At 45.3% G+C, this 14,941-nt stretch carries 14 protein-coding genes; 2 read left to right on the forward strand and 12 right to left on the reverse strand.

Annotated elements, in window-relative coordinates:
• Window positions 1–12: 12 nt before the first annotated feature.
• The 6 genes from AMICO_RS09355 to AMICO_RS10000 form a co-directional block, all read right to left on the reverse strand.
• The gene (locus AMICO_RS09355) at window positions 13–765 is read right to left on the reverse strand and encodes an IclR family transcriptional regulator (protein ID WP_013049213.1); all 753 of its coding nucleotides are present in this window, start codon (window positions 763–765) and stop codon (window positions 13–15) included.
• A gap of 138 nt (window positions 766–903) precedes the next feature.
• Entirely contained in the window at window positions 904–1,974 is a 1,071-nt protein-coding gene (buk, locus tag AMICO_RS09360; protein WP_013049214.1) for a butyrate kinase, read from the reverse strand.
• A 67-nt stretch (window positions 1,975–2,041) separates the two neighbouring features.
• A complete protein-coding gene (locus AMICO_RS09365; RefSeq protein WP_013049215.1) occupies window positions 2,042–2,977 on the reverse strand; it encodes a bifunctional enoyl-CoA hydratase/phosphate acetyltransferase in 936 nt (311 codons plus the stop codon).
• Between the two features lie 41 nt (window positions 2,978–3,018).
• Window positions 3,019–3,927 carry a bifunctional enoyl-CoA hydratase/phosphate acetyltransferase gene (locus AMICO_RS09370; protein ID WP_013049216.1) on the reverse strand — a complete coding sequence of 303 codons (909 nt, stop codon included), beginning with the start codon at window positions 3,925–3,927 and terminating at the stop codon, window positions 3,019–3,021.
• On the reverse strand, window positions 3,924–5,018 hold the full coding sequence (gene buk / locus AMICO_RS09375) for a butyrate kinase (protein ID WP_013049217.1): 1,095 nt from the start codon (window positions 5,016–5,018) through the stop codon (window positions 3,924–3,926). Before buk (AMICO_RS09375) ends, AMICO_RS09370 begins: the two co-directional genes overlap by 4 nt.
• Window positions 5,019–5,071: 53 nt before the next feature.
• Window positions 5,072–7,681 carry an ABC transporter substrate binding protein gene (locus AMICO_RS10000; RefSeq protein ID WP_169302823.1) on the reverse strand — a complete coding sequence of 870 codons (2,610 nt, stop codon included), beginning with the start codon at window positions 7,679–7,681 and terminating at the stop codon, window positions 5,072–5,074.
• A gap of 232 nt (window positions 7,682–7,913) precedes the next feature.
• Here AMICO_RS10000 and AMICO_RS09385 point away from each other — a divergent pair, with 232 nt between their 5' ends.
• Window positions 7,914–8,741: an aminotransferase class IV gene (locus AMICO_RS09385; protein WP_013049219.1), complete on the forward strand. Its 828-nt coding sequence runs from the start codon at window positions 7,914–7,916 to the stop codon at window positions 8,739–8,741.
• A gap of 60 nt (window positions 8,742–8,801) precedes the next feature.
• Here AMICO_RS09385 and AMICO_RS09390 read toward each other — a convergent pair whose 3' ends face one another.
• The gene (locus tag AMICO_RS09390; protein ID WP_013049220.1) at window positions 8,802–9,662 is read right to left on the reverse strand and encodes a DMT family transporter; all 861 of its coding nucleotides are present in this window, start codon (window positions 9,660–9,662) and stop codon (window positions 8,802–8,804) included.
• Window positions 9,663–9,763: 101 nt separating this feature from the next.
• Between AMICO_RS09390 and AMICO_RS09395 the strand changes: the two genes are divergently transcribed.
• Window positions 9,764–11,134, forward strand: a complete 1,371-nt coding sequence (locus AMICO_RS09395; RefSeq protein WP_013049221.1) for a deoxyribodipyrimidine photo-lyase — start codon at window positions 9,764–9,766, stop codon at window positions 11,132–11,134.
• Here the strand turns inward: AMICO_RS09395 and AMICO_RS09400 are convergent, their stop codons facing one another.
• The 5 genes from AMICO_RS09400 to AMICO_RS09420 form a co-directional block, all read right to left on the reverse strand.
• Window positions 11,135–11,734, reverse strand: coding sequence for a biotin transporter BioY (locus AMICO_RS09400; RefSeq protein WP_013049222.1), 600 nt, complete (start codon window positions 11,732–11,734; stop codon window positions 11,135–11,137). It abuts the gene before it with no gap.
• Between the two features lie 118 nt (window positions 11,735–11,852).
• The gene (locus AMICO_RS09405) at window positions 11,853–12,473 is read right to left on the reverse strand and encodes an IMPACT family protein (protein ID WP_013049223.1); all 621 of its coding nucleotides are present in this window, start codon (window positions 12,471–12,473) and stop codon (window positions 11,853–11,855) included.
• Complete coding sequence (locus AMICO_RS09410; RefSeq protein WP_013049224.1) at window positions 12,463–12,954, reverse strand: HIT family protein; 492 nt, start codon at window positions 12,952–12,954, stop codon at window positions 12,463–12,465. The genes AMICO_RS09405 and AMICO_RS09410 overlap by 11 nt, the downstream gene beginning before the upstream one ends.
• Window positions 12,955–13,301: 347 nt before the next feature.
• Entirely contained in the window at window positions 13,302–14,192 is an 891-nt protein-coding gene (locus AMICO_RS09415; protein WP_013049226.1) for a ParB/RepB/Spo0J family partition protein, read from the reverse strand.
• On the reverse strand, window positions 14,165–14,941 hold the full coding sequence (locus AMICO_RS09420) for a ParA family protein (protein ID WP_013049227.1): 777 nt from the start codon (window positions 14,939–14,941) through the stop codon (window positions 14,165–14,167). Before AMICO_RS09420 ends, AMICO_RS09415 begins: the two co-directional genes overlap by 28 nt.

The following is a 14,941-nucleotide window of genomic DNA, read 5'->3' on the forward strand; positions in this document are numbered from 1 at the left end:
GCCGATAAGGCTCTATTTTTTAATTTTTCTTTCACGTTCATAGTGAAGTAATGCGGCGCCAATGTCCTGGGCAGTTTGATAAACCGTCTCGCCATATTTAGCGATCATTTCATAGCTGAAACGATATACGGGCGCAGAAACACTCAGTCCTCCCACAGGTCGGGAATAGCTATCTAATATAACAGCCCCCACACAACGAAGGCCTTTTTCATTTTGCTCATCATCAATAGCGAATCCTCTTTTGCGAATCTCCTCCAGTTCGTTAAATACATCGGGCGTCGCCTCATCCCCTAATATACGACTGACCTCTTGCTGGGGAAGGGCGGAAAGAAGGGCTCTCCCCGCGGAGAGATGGAGCAAAGACCCCTTGACACCCACACGGGAATGCATTCGCACCTGATACGGGCTTTCAAGTTTATCGAGGTAAAAGAACTCCCCATGTTCAAAAACGAAAAGATGAACCGTTTCTTTTGTTTCTCTGTTAAGCCTCTCAAGAAAGGGCCTTGCGATTTCAGAGAAAGCCACTTGAGAGCGATAGGCATCGGCCAAAAACAACGTGGCAGGGCCCATTTCGTATAGACCCTCCCGCTCTGTCACCATCCGTTGCGTTATAAGGCTATCAAGAATACGATATGCCGTTGCCTTGGGGAGATTTACATTTCGTGCTACATCAGTAACACCTATAGGTTCTTTATGGCGGGCCATAAAGAACAGAATGGAAAAAGCCCGATCAATAACTCGTATTTGACTCTGATTTTGTGTCATTTGTTCCACTCCATGGATTTATAATCTATTGTGCGAAACCAAAATGATGGTATCACAGTTTCATTTTTTTGTAAACAATAAAAAAGGGGCTGTTGAAAACAGCCCCTAAAAATCCATTTTGTGAGCGTTGATGAGGTCTCACCTGTACTCTCTGCCTTTTTCTTCTCCCTGAAGAACCCGGAGTGCTCCTTCGGCAAGGGCCTTCATTTCGTCTTCTCCCGGGTAGACCAGCACCGGCGCGATAAAAGAGATGCGTTGGCGTATTTTCCCGACGAGTCTATCACTATAGGCTAATCCTCCTGTCAAAACGATGGCATCCACCCGCCCCTTCAAAACAGCTGAGCAGGCCCCTATTTCTTTTGCCACCTGATAGGCAAGAGCTTCAAAAAGAAGGGCTGCTTTTTCGTCCCCTTCTTCATCGATCCTTCTTTGAACTTCCCTCAAATCATTGGTCCCGAGGTGAGCAACAAGGCCGCCGCCTCCTACGATCCGTTTTAAAAGACCGTTCAGATCATGCTCACCACTATAGGCAAGGTGCACCAGCCCGCCGGATGGAAGGGATCCAGCCCGTTCCGGTGAAAAGGGCCCTTCTCCATCAAGGGCATTGTTGACATCCACAACCCGGCCGCAATCATGAGCTCCCACTGATATGCCTCCCCCCATGTGCGCCACCACAAGGTTACAACTGCCAGGTTCTTTGCCAAGTTCCGCTACAGCCCGTCGTGCTACTGCCTTCTGGTTTAGGGCATGAAAAATCGATCTCCGCTTTATTTCAGGCAGGCCCGAAAGACGGGCTTCAGGTATCATTTCATCCACGATAACAGGGTCAACAATATAAGACCTATTACAGCTTCCCTGCTGGGCCAGCCGAAAGGCCAGGGGGGCTCCAAGATTACTGGCATGGGAACCATACCGGCATGAACGCAAGTCTTCCAACATGGGCTCACTGACAATATAGGTTCCGCTAGGTATGGGTTTTAACAGCCCCCCACGCCCTACAACAGCATCCAGGGATGTAAGGTCAGTATGGTGGGCGGCCAGTGCTTTTTTTATTTCAACAAGACGAAATTCTTCCTGGTCTGGAATGGAGGAAAATTGTTTGATAACTTCCACATCGTACCGCTGGGTATCGCTCCAAAGTTGTGATTCGTCTTCAAAAAGAGCAACTTTAGTACTCGTAGAACCAGGGTTAATCGCTAGTATTTTCATAGTTTTCCCCTTCCGTTATCAAAATATGAAAAAGGAGCCGCGCAATGCAGCTCCTTAATCACGAAAGTTATCTTTCTTCAAAAGAAGAGAGGACCACTGCTGCAGCGATGGAAAGCATTTTGGCCCTTGGCGTATCGGCCCGGCTTGTAAGAATGACAGGAGCCGCTGCACCAAGAATGAGGCCTGCTGTTTCATTCTTGGAGAAATAAACGAGGGCCTTAACCATCATGTTTCCTGCTTCAATGTCAGGAACTAGAAGGACATCGGCATTCCCCGCTACAGGAGAAACAATACCCTTCGTTCTGGCAGACTCTTCACTCACTGCGTTATCAAGGGCAAAGGGGCCGTCAACGATACAGTTTTTGATCTGGCCACGGCGGTTCATAACCGTAAGAGCTGCTGCTTCCAGGGTGCAGGGCATGTCTGGATTGACAACTTCCACGGCTGCAAGGACTGCGGCTTTTGGTTCCTGTACGCCAAAGGCGCGTGCAAAATTCACCGTATTCTGAAGGATATCCGCCTTGGCAGAAAGGTCAGGATACATATTAAAGGCAGCGTCAGCCACAAAAAATACTCTGTCGAATCCTTCCACAGAGTGAAAATAGCAATGGGAAATGGTATTCTTGCCTTTGCGAAGCCCTACTTCTTTATTAAGCATGCCTCGAAGGAAGTTATTGGTGTGAAGCTGCCCCTTCATATAAATATGGGCTTGGCCGGAAGATACTTTTTCAACAGAGGTCATAGCCATTGCTGTTTCACCTCTGGGCTCATCCACTACTTCGTAATTGGAAAGGTCCACTCCTGCAGCTTTCGCCGCTTCTTCCATTTTTTCCTTACGCCCCACAAGGATAGCCTCAGCAAAACCGGCAACCCTGGCTTCCTCTATAGCAGAAAGCAAGCCTGCATCTTCAGCCATGGCTACTGATACTTTTTTGGGCCCTTTTTCTGCACCTATTTTTTTCGCATACTCAAGCAGTTGAGACAAAGAACGAATTTGTTCCATGAGAGTAAAAAACCTCCTTAATAGATTTATTTAATATAAAATCACTCTTTACTGGCGACGACTGCTCCCAGAGCGATAGAGAGCAGTTTCGTTTCCATTGAATCAAAACGACTGGTAAGAACTATGGGCTTCCGTGCGCCAAGAATGACACCTGCACCTCGACCGCCAGTCATATATAACAGTACCTTTCCTATGAGATTTCCAGATTCGATAGTAGGAACAAGCAGCATATCTGCTTTTCCCGCAACTGGAGATTCGATTCCTTTAATCTGGGCAGCTTCTTCGCTGATTGCATTGTCAAGGGCAAAAGGGCCGTCGATAGTACAGCCCTTGATCTGGCTCCGGCTGTTCATAAGAGTTAACGCTGCCGCGTCGAGAGTCGCAGGCATGTCAGGATTCACAACTTCTACCGCACCTAAGGCTGCGATAAGAGGATTATCCACCCCTATTTTATGGTAACATTCTACCGCGTTTTCGATGATGCCAACTTTTGCGTTCAGGTCCGGGTACATGTTCATACCTCCATCGGACAAGCCTATGATCCGCCGATTAAGGAGGGGAATCTCGAAAAGAAACAAATGAGAGAGCAACGACCCCGTTCGAAGCCCCCATTCCTTGTTCAGGACTGCCCGAAGGAGAACTGCCGTTTTTACCAGTCCCTTCATGAGGAGATCTGCTTCTTGTGAAGAAACCATCTGAACGGCCTTCTCAGTAGCGGAATAGTCGTCTTTCTCTTCTACAAAAGTGAGGCCTTCAATATCAAAATGATGTTCCTGTGCTTTTTTCTTTATCTGCTCTGAATCCCCAATAAGAATACCGTTGACCAGCCCTCTTCCGTGAGCCTCACAAACCGCTCCAAGAACATCGTCTCCATAAGGGCAGGCCACTGCAAGGTTCATCCGCTTGCCTGCCTGACATTTTTCGAGCAGAAAGTCGAGATCATGCATCATTGTTTTCTACCTCCTGCAATACACTGTTCATAATCTTTAGGTTCCTCCTCGCCAGATAAGACCCGTAGAGCGCCCTCCGCCAGGGCTTTCATCTCGTCCTCGCCGGGATATACAAGCACTGGGGCAATCCACTGGACCCTACTCTGGAGCAACGCTATGAAATCACTATCAAAGGCAACTCCGCCTGTTATAAGTATGGCATCTACATCGCCGGACATGGCAACAGCCTGGGCTGCTATTTCTTTCGCGAAATGATAGGCCATTCCTTCATAGGCAAGTCTTGCTTCCTTATCCCCTTCAGCAATTCTACTTTTTACTTCGCGAACGTCACTTGTTCCAAGATAGCCCATGAGACCCCCCTTACCCACCATCTTTCGAAGCAAATCTTTTTCGTTGTATTTTCCGCTAAAGCAAAGGCGAACCAAATCCCCTGCAGGCAAACCTCCAGCCCGTTCCGGAGAAAAGGGGCCAAAATCGTTCCCGCTATTGAGGTCGATCATCCGTCCCTGACAATGGGCACAAACAGTGGAGCCTCCGCCGATATGGGCTACTACAACATTCAGTGTTTCCCAACCTCGCCCAAGGTCTTTCGCTGCCCGGCGGACAGTGGCTTTTATGTTGAGAGCGTGCCCTAAAGAGATCTTCGGCAATTCCGGAAGGCCGGTAATACGCGCCACGTCATTCATTTCATCAACAGCAACAGGATCCACAATAAAAGCGGGAATATTACGGGGAGAAGCTATGGCATCCGCAATAATTCCACCTAGATTAGAAGCATGTTCCCAGGGTTTTCCAACGTGCAAGCGTTCCAGCAAAGCATCATTTACAATAAAGGTTCCGCCAGGTACCGGCTCAACGAGCCCACCCCTCCCTACAACGGCACTGAGACTATAGAAAGATGAACCGTGAGAGGAAGCGGCAGCCTGAATCGTAGCAAGGCGAAATTCAAATTGGTCGGCAATGGCTTCAAAACGAGCCAGTTCTTCAGGATCATGGCGAACCGTTTCTCTCCACTGTTCTTCTTCATCATAGAACCAGGCGATCTTAGTGCTTGTGGAGCCAGGATTGATGGCTAACACTTGAAATACCATGGAACGACCTCCCTCTAAAGGTGCTCTGCCCCATACTTTTTTACCAAATTACATTATACATTATGGGATGACTTTGTGATTTCTTTCCAAAACTCTCCTCCTGTTTCCTTAAAAATATGAAGACATACGTCAACAACCCTGCTATCGAACCATATTTGCCGTTTTTTCTGTATCTCTTCCAGGGCTTCCTCTATGCCGAGAGCCGGCCGATAGGGCCGAAAAGAGGACATGGCCTCCACCACATCAGAAACACAAACAATCTTTGCTTCAAGGGAGATCTCGTCACCCTTCAGGCCATGGGGATACCCTGTACCGTCAACATGCTCATGATGCTGAAGAACAATATCTGCGATAGGCCATGGGAAATTTATTGCAGATAATATTTCCGCGCCAAAACGGGCGTGGTTCTTAATAATGGCAAACTCAGCTTCGCTGAGACGTCCGGGCTTGCTAAGAATAGATGAGGGGACAGGGATTTTTCCGATATCATGCACGAGAGCCGCATAAAATACGGCTTCTACCCTGTTATGGGGAAGCTCCATCCTTTCGGCAATTGCTTTGGCGAGGTATGCTACTTTCTGCTGATGTCCCGCAGTGTAAGGATCTTTTATCTCAAGGAGACGGCTCATGAGATGAAAAGTTTCCTTGAATGTCTTTGATAACAAAAGTAAATTTTTCTCCAGGGCCAGTTCTGTTTCGTAGCGCGAGAGAGCAGAACCTAACAAAAGTGAATAGATGCCAAGAAGGCCTTCAGATATATGTTCTTCATGGTCATTTCCCTTTTCCCGCACAAAAACACAACAGACACATCCTGCCATGGCTTCATCTCGCAAAAGAGGAAGGAGAATAACTGTTTCGTCAGGTGTAGTTTCAAGTATTTGCTTCTTTTCTTCTGTGTCCCAGGTAAAGGGACTTTTCCCTTCTAAAAAAAACACGGTCTGAGACTGGATCGTTCGTCTAAGAGGTTCAGTTTCCCCAAAGGTAAGGGGAAAAACCTTCCTGCCCATTTCTTTTTCTCCTTCATAACGAATAAAAGCTGTTCCTCTTCCTTTATCTGGCCTGTCAAAGAGGAAAACGGACATATATCGAGCCCGAAAAAAAAGTCTCAGGTCATGGAGAGAAGAAAGAATCGTCTGCTCAAAATCTTTTTCTTTGACAAGAGCCGCTGAAAGGGACGAGATAATTTCTTCTGCCCTGAGATGCTGACGAATAGCTCCCTCATTGTTCTTGCGGGCGGAGATATCAGTATAAATTCCATAACTCCCTCGATACATGCCTTTCGTTACAAGAGGGTACCCAGAAATCATAACAGGAAGAAGGGAACCATCTTTACGCAGTCTTAAACTTTCCCGCCCCGAAACCACACCGCCCAGACCTGTGATTATGGTCAAATCCTGGGCGTGGCGCAGCAGGTCTCCTGCTTTTGCCAAAAGGGAATCCACATCCTTTCCCTTAACATCTTTCCGACCATATCCAAACATCCGCAGAAAAGCGCGATTGGCCCTCATTATCTCTCCTCTTGGATTAATGAGAATGGTTCCATGGGGGGAGTTTTCAAAAAGTTTCTCCAGGTGCTCTGTTTCGGACTGTAAGTTCAATACTTCCCTTTTGAGCAATTTGTCATTCCAGAGGAGAGCAATGACGAGAATGGCAAGAACGGATGTGATAGCCACGTTAATAGCGATAAGCCGTCTATGCCGGTAAAAGAAAGTTTCTGGTTCACCAAAGAGGATCATATCCCCTGGAAGGCTCTGAAGGGATTTTTTCAAATCTTTAAGCCCGGTGTAGTTGCCCATGGACACCGGCACATCCTCTCTGATTGGGATAGATGAGGGAGCCTTGCCATCCAGGATTTCAACAGCCAGTTTAGCCGCTCGTTCTCCGTGGGCTTCTCCCCTGAGAACACTCCCGGCGAGAGTTCCCCTCTCGATCATCATCTCCAATACTGAAAAAATGGGCAGGTCAGTAGCATCCTGTATTATGGCAAGGATTTCGTCAGGAGAATAATATTCTCCCTCACCGCCCTGGGCATATAACAGTAACAGAATAATAGTCTGGGGAGGGAGTTCTCGTAACGATTTCTTTAAGTCATCAGGACCTAGACCCATAAGGTTAATTTCGTTGACTTTTCCTTCATAGGACTTCATGCTTTCTCGAAGCTGGTTAATGATCCACATTCCAGTTAAAGACAAGTCACTGATGACCGCCACGTTTTCTGTGACAGGGAATAACCTTAAAGCCAGATTTATGGTTCCCTCTATGTCAAGCCGTTCTATGAGACCGGTAGTGAGGCTGTCTATTTCTTCCGTCAGGGACTCTCTGCTGTTAACTCCGCAAAATACAACAGGGACCTTGGGGAAAAGGCGCCGCCCCGCGTGGTTCATAAAGATAAAAGCATCATCATCGCCACAAAGGATAATATCTGGCGGCTTCTTTTTGTATTTTAAACGAAGGCTATTTTCCAGAAAGAGGGTGAAACGATTGGGACTGGCACGTTTAGCATCAAGATATTCCACATAAATATTGACTTCTTTGTCTCGCTGATCAAAGACCTTTGCTATTCCTCGACTTATGGCATCAGTCCATGGGTATCCGTTATGGTAGGAATGAAGAACAAGTATGGTTTCCTCTGCAAAAGCCACTTTTGAAAAACAAAAAAACATCAGCAGGACAAACAAAAAAAAACGAAATTTACCTGTCCTATCCACGAGAAAGGCTGCTATCCTACATTTTCTTTTACTTCTGGAAAAAAGAAGCAGGAGCTTTCCCCCCCTGAGGTTCTCATATACTGTGTAATCATACCACTTTCGACCCTCTTCAAGAAACTAATGCACAATAAAGAATTTCACGATATACTTGCAAACGGTGTCAGAGATTGAAAGAGGTGACATTTTTATGAATCTTTGTTATATCGATGGAAAATTTCTTCCTTTAGAGGAAGCAAAGCTCCCTGTAACAGACCTTATTATTCAACGTGGCGTCGGAGTTTTTGAAACCATAAGTACTCACTCGAGAAGACCTCTTATGTTGACTCCTCATCTGAAACGTCTTGAAGGATCAGCCACCGCTTCTTCTATTGTGATGCCTGCCACTCTTGATGAAATGGCCCGAATTATACGGGAGGGAATTAAAAAAATGGGCTGTGAGACCATGGTTCGCCCGTATATTACCGGAGGGGACTCTTTTGGAAAGGATCATCTTTTCAGTTCCTCAAGATATTTTGTGATCTTTGAAGAAATCCGAAAACCAGATCCAATACTCTATGAAAAGGGGGTCGCCTTACATCCAATTAATGCAGAGAGATATTTGCCAAGCACAAAAAGCATAAACTATATGCTTTCATTCACTGGGCAAAGAGACTCTAAAGGAGCCTACGAAATCCTCTATTGTCCTGAAGGGGAAATTGTAGAGGGATCCCATAGTACTTTTTTTCTTATAAAAAACGGACACCTCATTACAGCACCCACCAGTCGAGCCCTTTCAGGAACAACGCGGCAGATCGTTCTCGAGCTCGCCAGGCGGGGAAACATCCAGGTTGAAGAACGATGCCCTCTCTTGACAGAACTCCCAGAGGCAGAAGAAGCCTTTATTACAGGAACAGTCAAGGAACTTTTGCCGGTAGTACGAATAGGGGATCAAATTATTGGAAATGGCGTTCCTGGCAAGTTAACAAAACATTTACATCAAGTGTATCTTTCGTCCATTGTTGAGTGGCTCGAATAGAAAAATTGTAAAAAGAGGCGAAAAAGGAGAAACTTATTTCCTCTCGCCTCTTTTTTCTTATCATGCCATACAAAGCAGACTCGCCCCGATAAACATGAAGAACACTCCCTTAAGCCTGTAACGAATGTCTTCCTTCAAAATAATTGATGACAGCATGACGGTAACAACCATGCTCAACATTGAAAGGGGTTCCGCAATGCTTACTTCAATAGATTTGAAGGAGATAAGGAGGCATAAATAGGCGTAGGCGTTTATAAAGCCACTGGCGAGAGAAATCCAGGGACGATCTTTAAAGAGGACAAAAACCTCCTTTAAGTTCTTTCTTAAAAACATCAGCAGGCCTAAATAGAGAGCTACAAAAAAGTAAAGGAAAAAGGAGTAAAGGACAGGGGATGTGGAAGCGGCGCCACCCTTGTCAATAATACGGCCAATTGCAACTAAAAAAGAGGAAGCCATCATCATTTGACAAGGCTTGTCAGCGAGTAACGCCTTAAGGGATAAGTACATGTTTCTCTGCCTGTTCAGAAAGGTTGCTCCGTAAAGCAAGACCAGCAGCCCGGCTCCTTTCACAAAAGAAAAGGATTCAGAAAGGAAAAGTATGGAAAGGACAAGCAAAAACAGAATGTTAAAATTAGAAAGGGGAGCGACAAGAGAGGCCTCCCCTTCTGAAAGGGCACGAATGTATAAAAGAAAGGCTAAAGCATAGATTAGACTGCTTGCCGCAACATATTTAATAAAAGCCCAATCTATATGGCCGCCATAAACCGTATTTACGGCAAATGGCAGAAGAAATAAGGCGGCTAAGCCGACAAAAAGCATTAAAGCGGCCTTGGGATTAGCTCCTGTTCCCAATTTTTTTACTACGATCCTCTCGAAACCAAGCATAACGATTCGACCTGCAAGTGCTACATATGCAAACAAGACAAACGCCACCCTTCTATGCTGGATAATAGCATATTCAAGAAAATCGAAAACAGCAAAAAGAGAGGCCTTTGAAAAATTTTTTTGAAGAAGGTGATCTAGTGAAAGAACGTGGGCGAATACTTCAAAATGGCATACCGGGAGAGGGACCTGTTGCATACTGGATGAATCGTGACCAAAGAGTGGAAGATAACTGGGCATTACTAGAGGCGCAAAAGTATGCGCTATTAAATAAAAAACCCCTTCTAGTAGTTTTTTGTTTAACCCCTCATTTTTTATCGGCTTCATACCGAGCATATCATTTTATGCTCCATGGTTTGCACGAAGTAAGGCAAGGGCTTTTAGGTTTAAACATTCCCTTTATTCTGTTAGAACAGGAAGCGCCTCTTTCTCTTCCGAATTTAATAAAAAAAATTGATGTATCAGCCCTCTTCACTGATTTCAGCCCTCTAAGAATTAAAAAAGAGTGGGTAGAACAGATAAAAAAGGATATTGCTATCCCCTTTTATGAAATAGACGCCCATAACATTGTTCCGTGTTGGGAGGCATCGACAAAAAAAGAGTACTCCGCCCGCACTTTCAGACCGAGGATTTTAAAAAAAGTGCCAGATTTTCTTACGCCTATCCCCTCTTTGATCCGCCATCCTTATAATGAAACACTAGCTTTGAAGACTGCCGCCCCATTGGAAATGCTTACCAAATATCATTATCCCCAAAAAACGCTGCCCCTTTATGGAGGTAAAGCTGGTTACACTGCAGGGATGGAGTGCCTTCAAAAATTTATCAAAAAAAAATTGCGCGTATATAAAGAGTTGCGTAACGACCCTACTAATAATGTTCTCTCCCAACTCTCCCCCTTCTTACATTTTGGTCAAATAGCCCCTCAAAGAGTGGCCATTGTCATAAAAAAACATGGGGAGAATCACGAATCAATACGGGATTCTGTTGACAGTTTTCTAGAAGAACTGATAGTTCGACGAGAATTAGCCGATAATTTTTGCTTTTATACCCCTTCTTACGACTGTTTTGAAGGGTTCCCCCAATGGGCCCAGAAAACCCTGGATGAGCACAGATGGGACCCTCGAAAATTTACATATACCCTCGAGGAACTTGAACACGGCAAAACCCATGATCAATTATGGAACGCCTGCCAGTTAGACATTCTTTTCCACGGTAAGCTTCACAGCTGGTTGCGCATGTACTGGGCAAAAAAGATACTCGAATGGAGCAAATCTCCTGAAGAAGCCATGAAGGCAGCCATTTATCTCAACGATTGCTATGAAATAGACGGCAGAGACCCTAACGGCTATGCAGGAATCGCATGGAGCATTGGCGGCGTCCATGATCGAGCCTGGCCAGAGCGGCAAATATTTGGAAAAATCCGATATATGAATGACAGCGGCGCAAAAAGAAAGTTCCACGTGAAACAATATATAGAAAGCATTACATCAAACCCAATAGGTCAGCTTTGATCAACCTCTTGATTCTCTTTTATGGCGAATCTGAGTTGAAGATTTTTGCAAGATTCCAGATCTATTAAGAATCGGAACAATCTTCCACGAAAGCATTGACGCACCCACGCCTTTTAGAATATCCGCCGTGATGAAGGGGAAAACCCCTATTTGCAGCACTTTCAGCCAACTAATGCTCTTTCCTGCCACTACATTTAAGTTGAAATAGAGACCAACCGATCCTAAAAGGTAAATCAGGGTAATACCAAGAAAGGGCGCTACACCGTACCGGAAAAAAAGAGGCAATGTGTCGTCATGACTTATACGGCCAACAACATAGGCAGCAACAATAAAGCCCAATATAAAACCAACGGTGGGAGACACAAAAATCTGAAGGCCGCAACCGCCAGCAAAAACAGGCAGCCCTAATAATCCAAGGAAAAAATATAGTACCTGAGATAAACTGCCGAGTTTCGGCCCCAAAAGCATTCCTGAAAGAAAAACAAATAACGTTTGCAATGTCATAGGGACAAAGGGAAAAGGAATACGGATATAAGCGCTCACCACCATCAACACGGCAAAAAGAGAAGCCAGAACCATTGCGCGAACTGAAAACCTCATAAAACCACCTCCTATGTCAACCCTGCTATTATATGGGTTGACATAGGAGGTGTAAAGCGCCGCCTTCAAGCAATCTTTGGCTATAAAGAGTGCCAAGATGTTGACCTGTACTGACCTTCTATTCTCTGCTCCATCCTTTTATAAAGGATCTATTTTGACTTTCACAAAGAAATGCTTCTACTCTCCCCCATAGGGAAAGGGGAACAAAGCAACTCACTCTTACGTCCTCTTCAAATGTCACATTACAAGAGCCTTCTTCGACCCCCAACCCCTTTAACTGGTATAAGAACGCGCTATAAGAAGGGTAATCTATTTGTATATTGCAGCGGCTTCCCAGGCGCCCTCTTATTTTGCCAGCGTTTTCCAGAACGTTGGATGCAGCCTCACCATAAGCTTCTATAAGCCCGCGGACTCCAAGCTTGATTCCGCCGAAATATCTTGTTACCACTAAAACTGTATTTGTTACGTCAAACCGCTGTATAGCGCCTAAAATCGGCTTCCCGGCTGTGCCATTCGGTTCTCCATCATCAGAAGAATATTCGTGTGGCGGGTCGACCCCTATACGGTAGGCCCAACAATTATGGGTGGCTTGCTTATGCTTTTGTGAAATATGGGTAACAAACTGGCGGGCATCTTCTTCGGTCCGTGCGACAGAAATATGGGCTATAAAAATAGAGCGTTTTATTTTTATTTCGGCACTTATATTTTCGGCTGGCTCCCAGAACTCATCAACAATCATTCAAAGGCCACTCATCCCTTAATCTCTTATATGTTTGTTCTAGACTCTCTGCTATAACACGTGTTTCAGCGAGCACTGGCATAAAATTAGTATCTCCATTCCAGCGGGGGACAATATGAAGATGCAGGTGTCCATCAAAACCAGCACCGCCAACCTTGCCTAGGTTTATACCCAGGTTAAACCCTTGAGGATGCATCACTTTTTTGAGCACCTTCAAACAAACTCCGCCCAGGCGATGCATTTCTAAAAGCTCCTCATCGGATAACTCCTCGTAAACTGCCGTATGGCGATAAGGAGCAACCATAAGGTGCCCAGGATTATAGGGAAAAGCATTACAGATGACAAAACACATTGTCCCTCGATGGAGAATAAGATTTTTTTCATCTTCGTTTTTTTTAGGGAACTCGCAAAAAATACACGTTTTTTGTTTGTCTGCATCTGCTATATATGTCATTCTCCATGGTGCAAAAATGCTTTCCAACGTAAAAACACCCCCATAGACAAATACAAATAATGTTTCACGTGAAACATTATTTGTGAGAATCGTAAATGTAAATATTACACCTAGCTTCCTTTAGTTTTTTTATCTTTACCTTTGCTATTAGCTTTCCATAAAGGGCGCAATGTTATCCAGCCCTGCCAGAGCCCAATAGCGGCCCCTATAGTTGCACACACTACTATTACCATTGCTGGGTATCCTCTAGATGTTAACTTTTTCCCTATAATATAACCCAAGACGATATAGCCTGCTATTATGAGAGCTGTAGATATGACTTTTCCGAAGTTGATCAGATCAGAAGCTCTTTTTAGTATGGTAATTCCCCCTTTTTATTTCCCGGGAAATAAAATCGAAGCTGAGTCCTCCAAAAGCGTTTCCAGCCTTTCAATCTGTTCTATTGTGAGTCCGTCAATTGATAGCTTTTTCTTAACTCCATTTCCCGTCACCTTTATTTTGATTCCGTGACGTTCAGCCATGGATTGCATAAACGGCGAAGAATAAGAAATCTTTGAATATGGTGTCTTATTTTGAATAAAATCTGTTCTTTTAATTTCTTGTATCAGTTTCTCCAGTTTCCTGACTGACATTTCTTCTCGCATTACGCGAAGAGCAAGAGCTTCCATCTGATTTTCTGTTTCAAGAGCCAAAAGAGCCCTTCCGTGACCTTCTGTTATGCTTCCATTCTCTATCATCTGATGAATCCGTTCAGGCAGCTGCAGCAATCGTAATTTGTTCGTGAGAAGGGTGCGGCTCCAGCCTATGCGCCCCGCAAGCTCTTCCTGAGTGAGCTCAAAGGTTTGAAGCAGTTCTCGAATGGCCCGTGCAACTTCCAGAGGTGAAAGATCCTCCCGTTGTATATTTTCAATGAGAGAAATTTCCTGAACATCTTTTTCTGTACCCTCGAAGAAAAAAACCGGGACTTCGTTCAATCCGGCCATTTGCGCAGCTCTCCATCGCCGTTCACCAGCAACAATCTGGTATCCATCTTTTATTTTTCGAACAACAAGCGGCTGGATAACGCCGTGGGTCTTGATAGAGTCGGCAAGGGCCTGCAATTTTTCTTCATCCCATGTTTTCCGCGGCTGGTTAATATTGGGCTGCAGAAGAGAGAGAGGAAGGCTTGTTGCATTTTGCTTCCCTTTTTCTCCAGCAAGATCGCCCGCCCCAGGAATAAGGGCCCCAAGACCCCGTCCTAATGCCTTTCCTTTTGCTGCAACCATCGCTCCGCAACCTCCATGGAAAAGTTCATGTACGCCTTGGCACCTGTACATGTTGGCTCATAATAGGCAATTGGCATTGCGTGGCTTGGCGCTTCAGATAATTTTACATTACGGGGAACAATGGTAGAAAAGACAATCTCACCAAATTGCCTGCGAACTTCCTCAACAACATCATTGGCAAGACGGGTTCGCGAATCGTACATTGTTAGAAGAACCCCATCAACAGCCAAATCAGGATTAAGACAATCTCTCACTAACCCTATAGTATGGGCAAGTTGTCCAACGCCTTCGAGGGCGTAGTACTCGCACTGAATGGGGACAACCAGCTTATGGGCCGCGACAAGAGCATTGATTGTTAACAACCCCAGGGAAGGAGGGCAATCTATAATTGCAACATCGAATTGATTAAGATTCGCCATATGCCTTCGAAGACAGGTCTCTCTGCTTATGACAGAGGCAAGCTCAACTTCCGCCCCCGCAAGATCGATTGTGGCAGGGAGAAGAGAAACACCTTGCCAAGAAGTAGCCATTAGGGCATCTTGTGCGGAAGCACCCCCCAATAGCACATCATACAAACTTACTTCAATAGCCCTCGCCTCTATGCCCAGGCCGCTCGTACAATTTCCCTGAGGATCCATGTCCACAGCAAGAACAGAGTAACCTAAACGCCCCAGTTCTGCAGAAAGATTTACGCACGTTGTTGTTTTGCCAACGCCACCTTTCTGGTTCGTTACAGCTATAGAAAGCAC

Source organism: Aminobacterium colombiense DSM 12261, assembly GCF_000025885.1.
Classification (GTDB): Bacteria; Synergistota; Synergistia; order Synergistales; family Aminobacteriaceae; genus Aminobacterium; species Aminobacterium colombiense.

Excerpts from the sequence above, each read along its gene's own strand:
- AMICO_RS09365 (WP_013049215.1), bottom strand. The coding sequence starts at position 2,977 with ATGGAACAAATTCGTTCTTTGTCTCAACTGCTTGAGTATGCGAAAAAA.
- AMICO_RS09355 (WP_013049213.1), bottom strand. The coding sequence starts at position 765 with ATGACACAAAATCAGAGTCAAATACGAGTTATTGATCGGGCTTTTTCC.
- AMICO_RS09415 (WP_013049226.1), bottom strand. The coding sequence starts at position 14,192 with ATGGTTGCAGCAAAAGGAAAGGCATTAGGACGGGGTCTTGGGGCCCTT.
- AMICO_RS09400 (WP_013049222.1), bottom strand. The coding sequence starts at position 11,734 with ATGAGGTTTTCAGTTCGCGCAATGGTTCTGGCTTCTCTTTTTGCCGTG.
- AMICO_RS09385 (WP_013049219.1), top strand. The coding sequence starts at position 7,914 with ATGAATCTTTGTTATATCGATGGAAAATTTCTTCCTTTAGAGGAAGCA.
- AMICO_RS10000 (WP_169302823.1), bottom strand. The coding sequence starts at position 7,681 with ATGTTTTTTTGTTTTTCAAAAGTGGCTTTTGCAGAGGAAACCATACTT.
- AMICO_RS09405 (WP_013049223.1), bottom strand. The coding sequence starts at position 12,473 with ATGATTGTTGATGAGTTCTGGGAGCCAGCCGAAAATATAAGTGCCGAA.
- buk (WP_013049214.1), bottom strand. The coding sequence starts at position 1,974 with ATGAAAATACTAGCGATTAACCCTGGTTCTACGAGTACTAAAGTTGCT.
- AMICO_RS09370 (WP_013049216.1), bottom strand. The coding sequence starts at position 3,927 with ATGATGCATGATCTCGACTTTCTGCTCGAAAAATGTCAGGCAGGCAAG.
- buk (WP_013049217.1), bottom strand. The coding sequence starts at position 5,018 with ATGGTATTTCAAGTGTTAGCCATCAATCCTGGCTCCACAAGCACTAAG.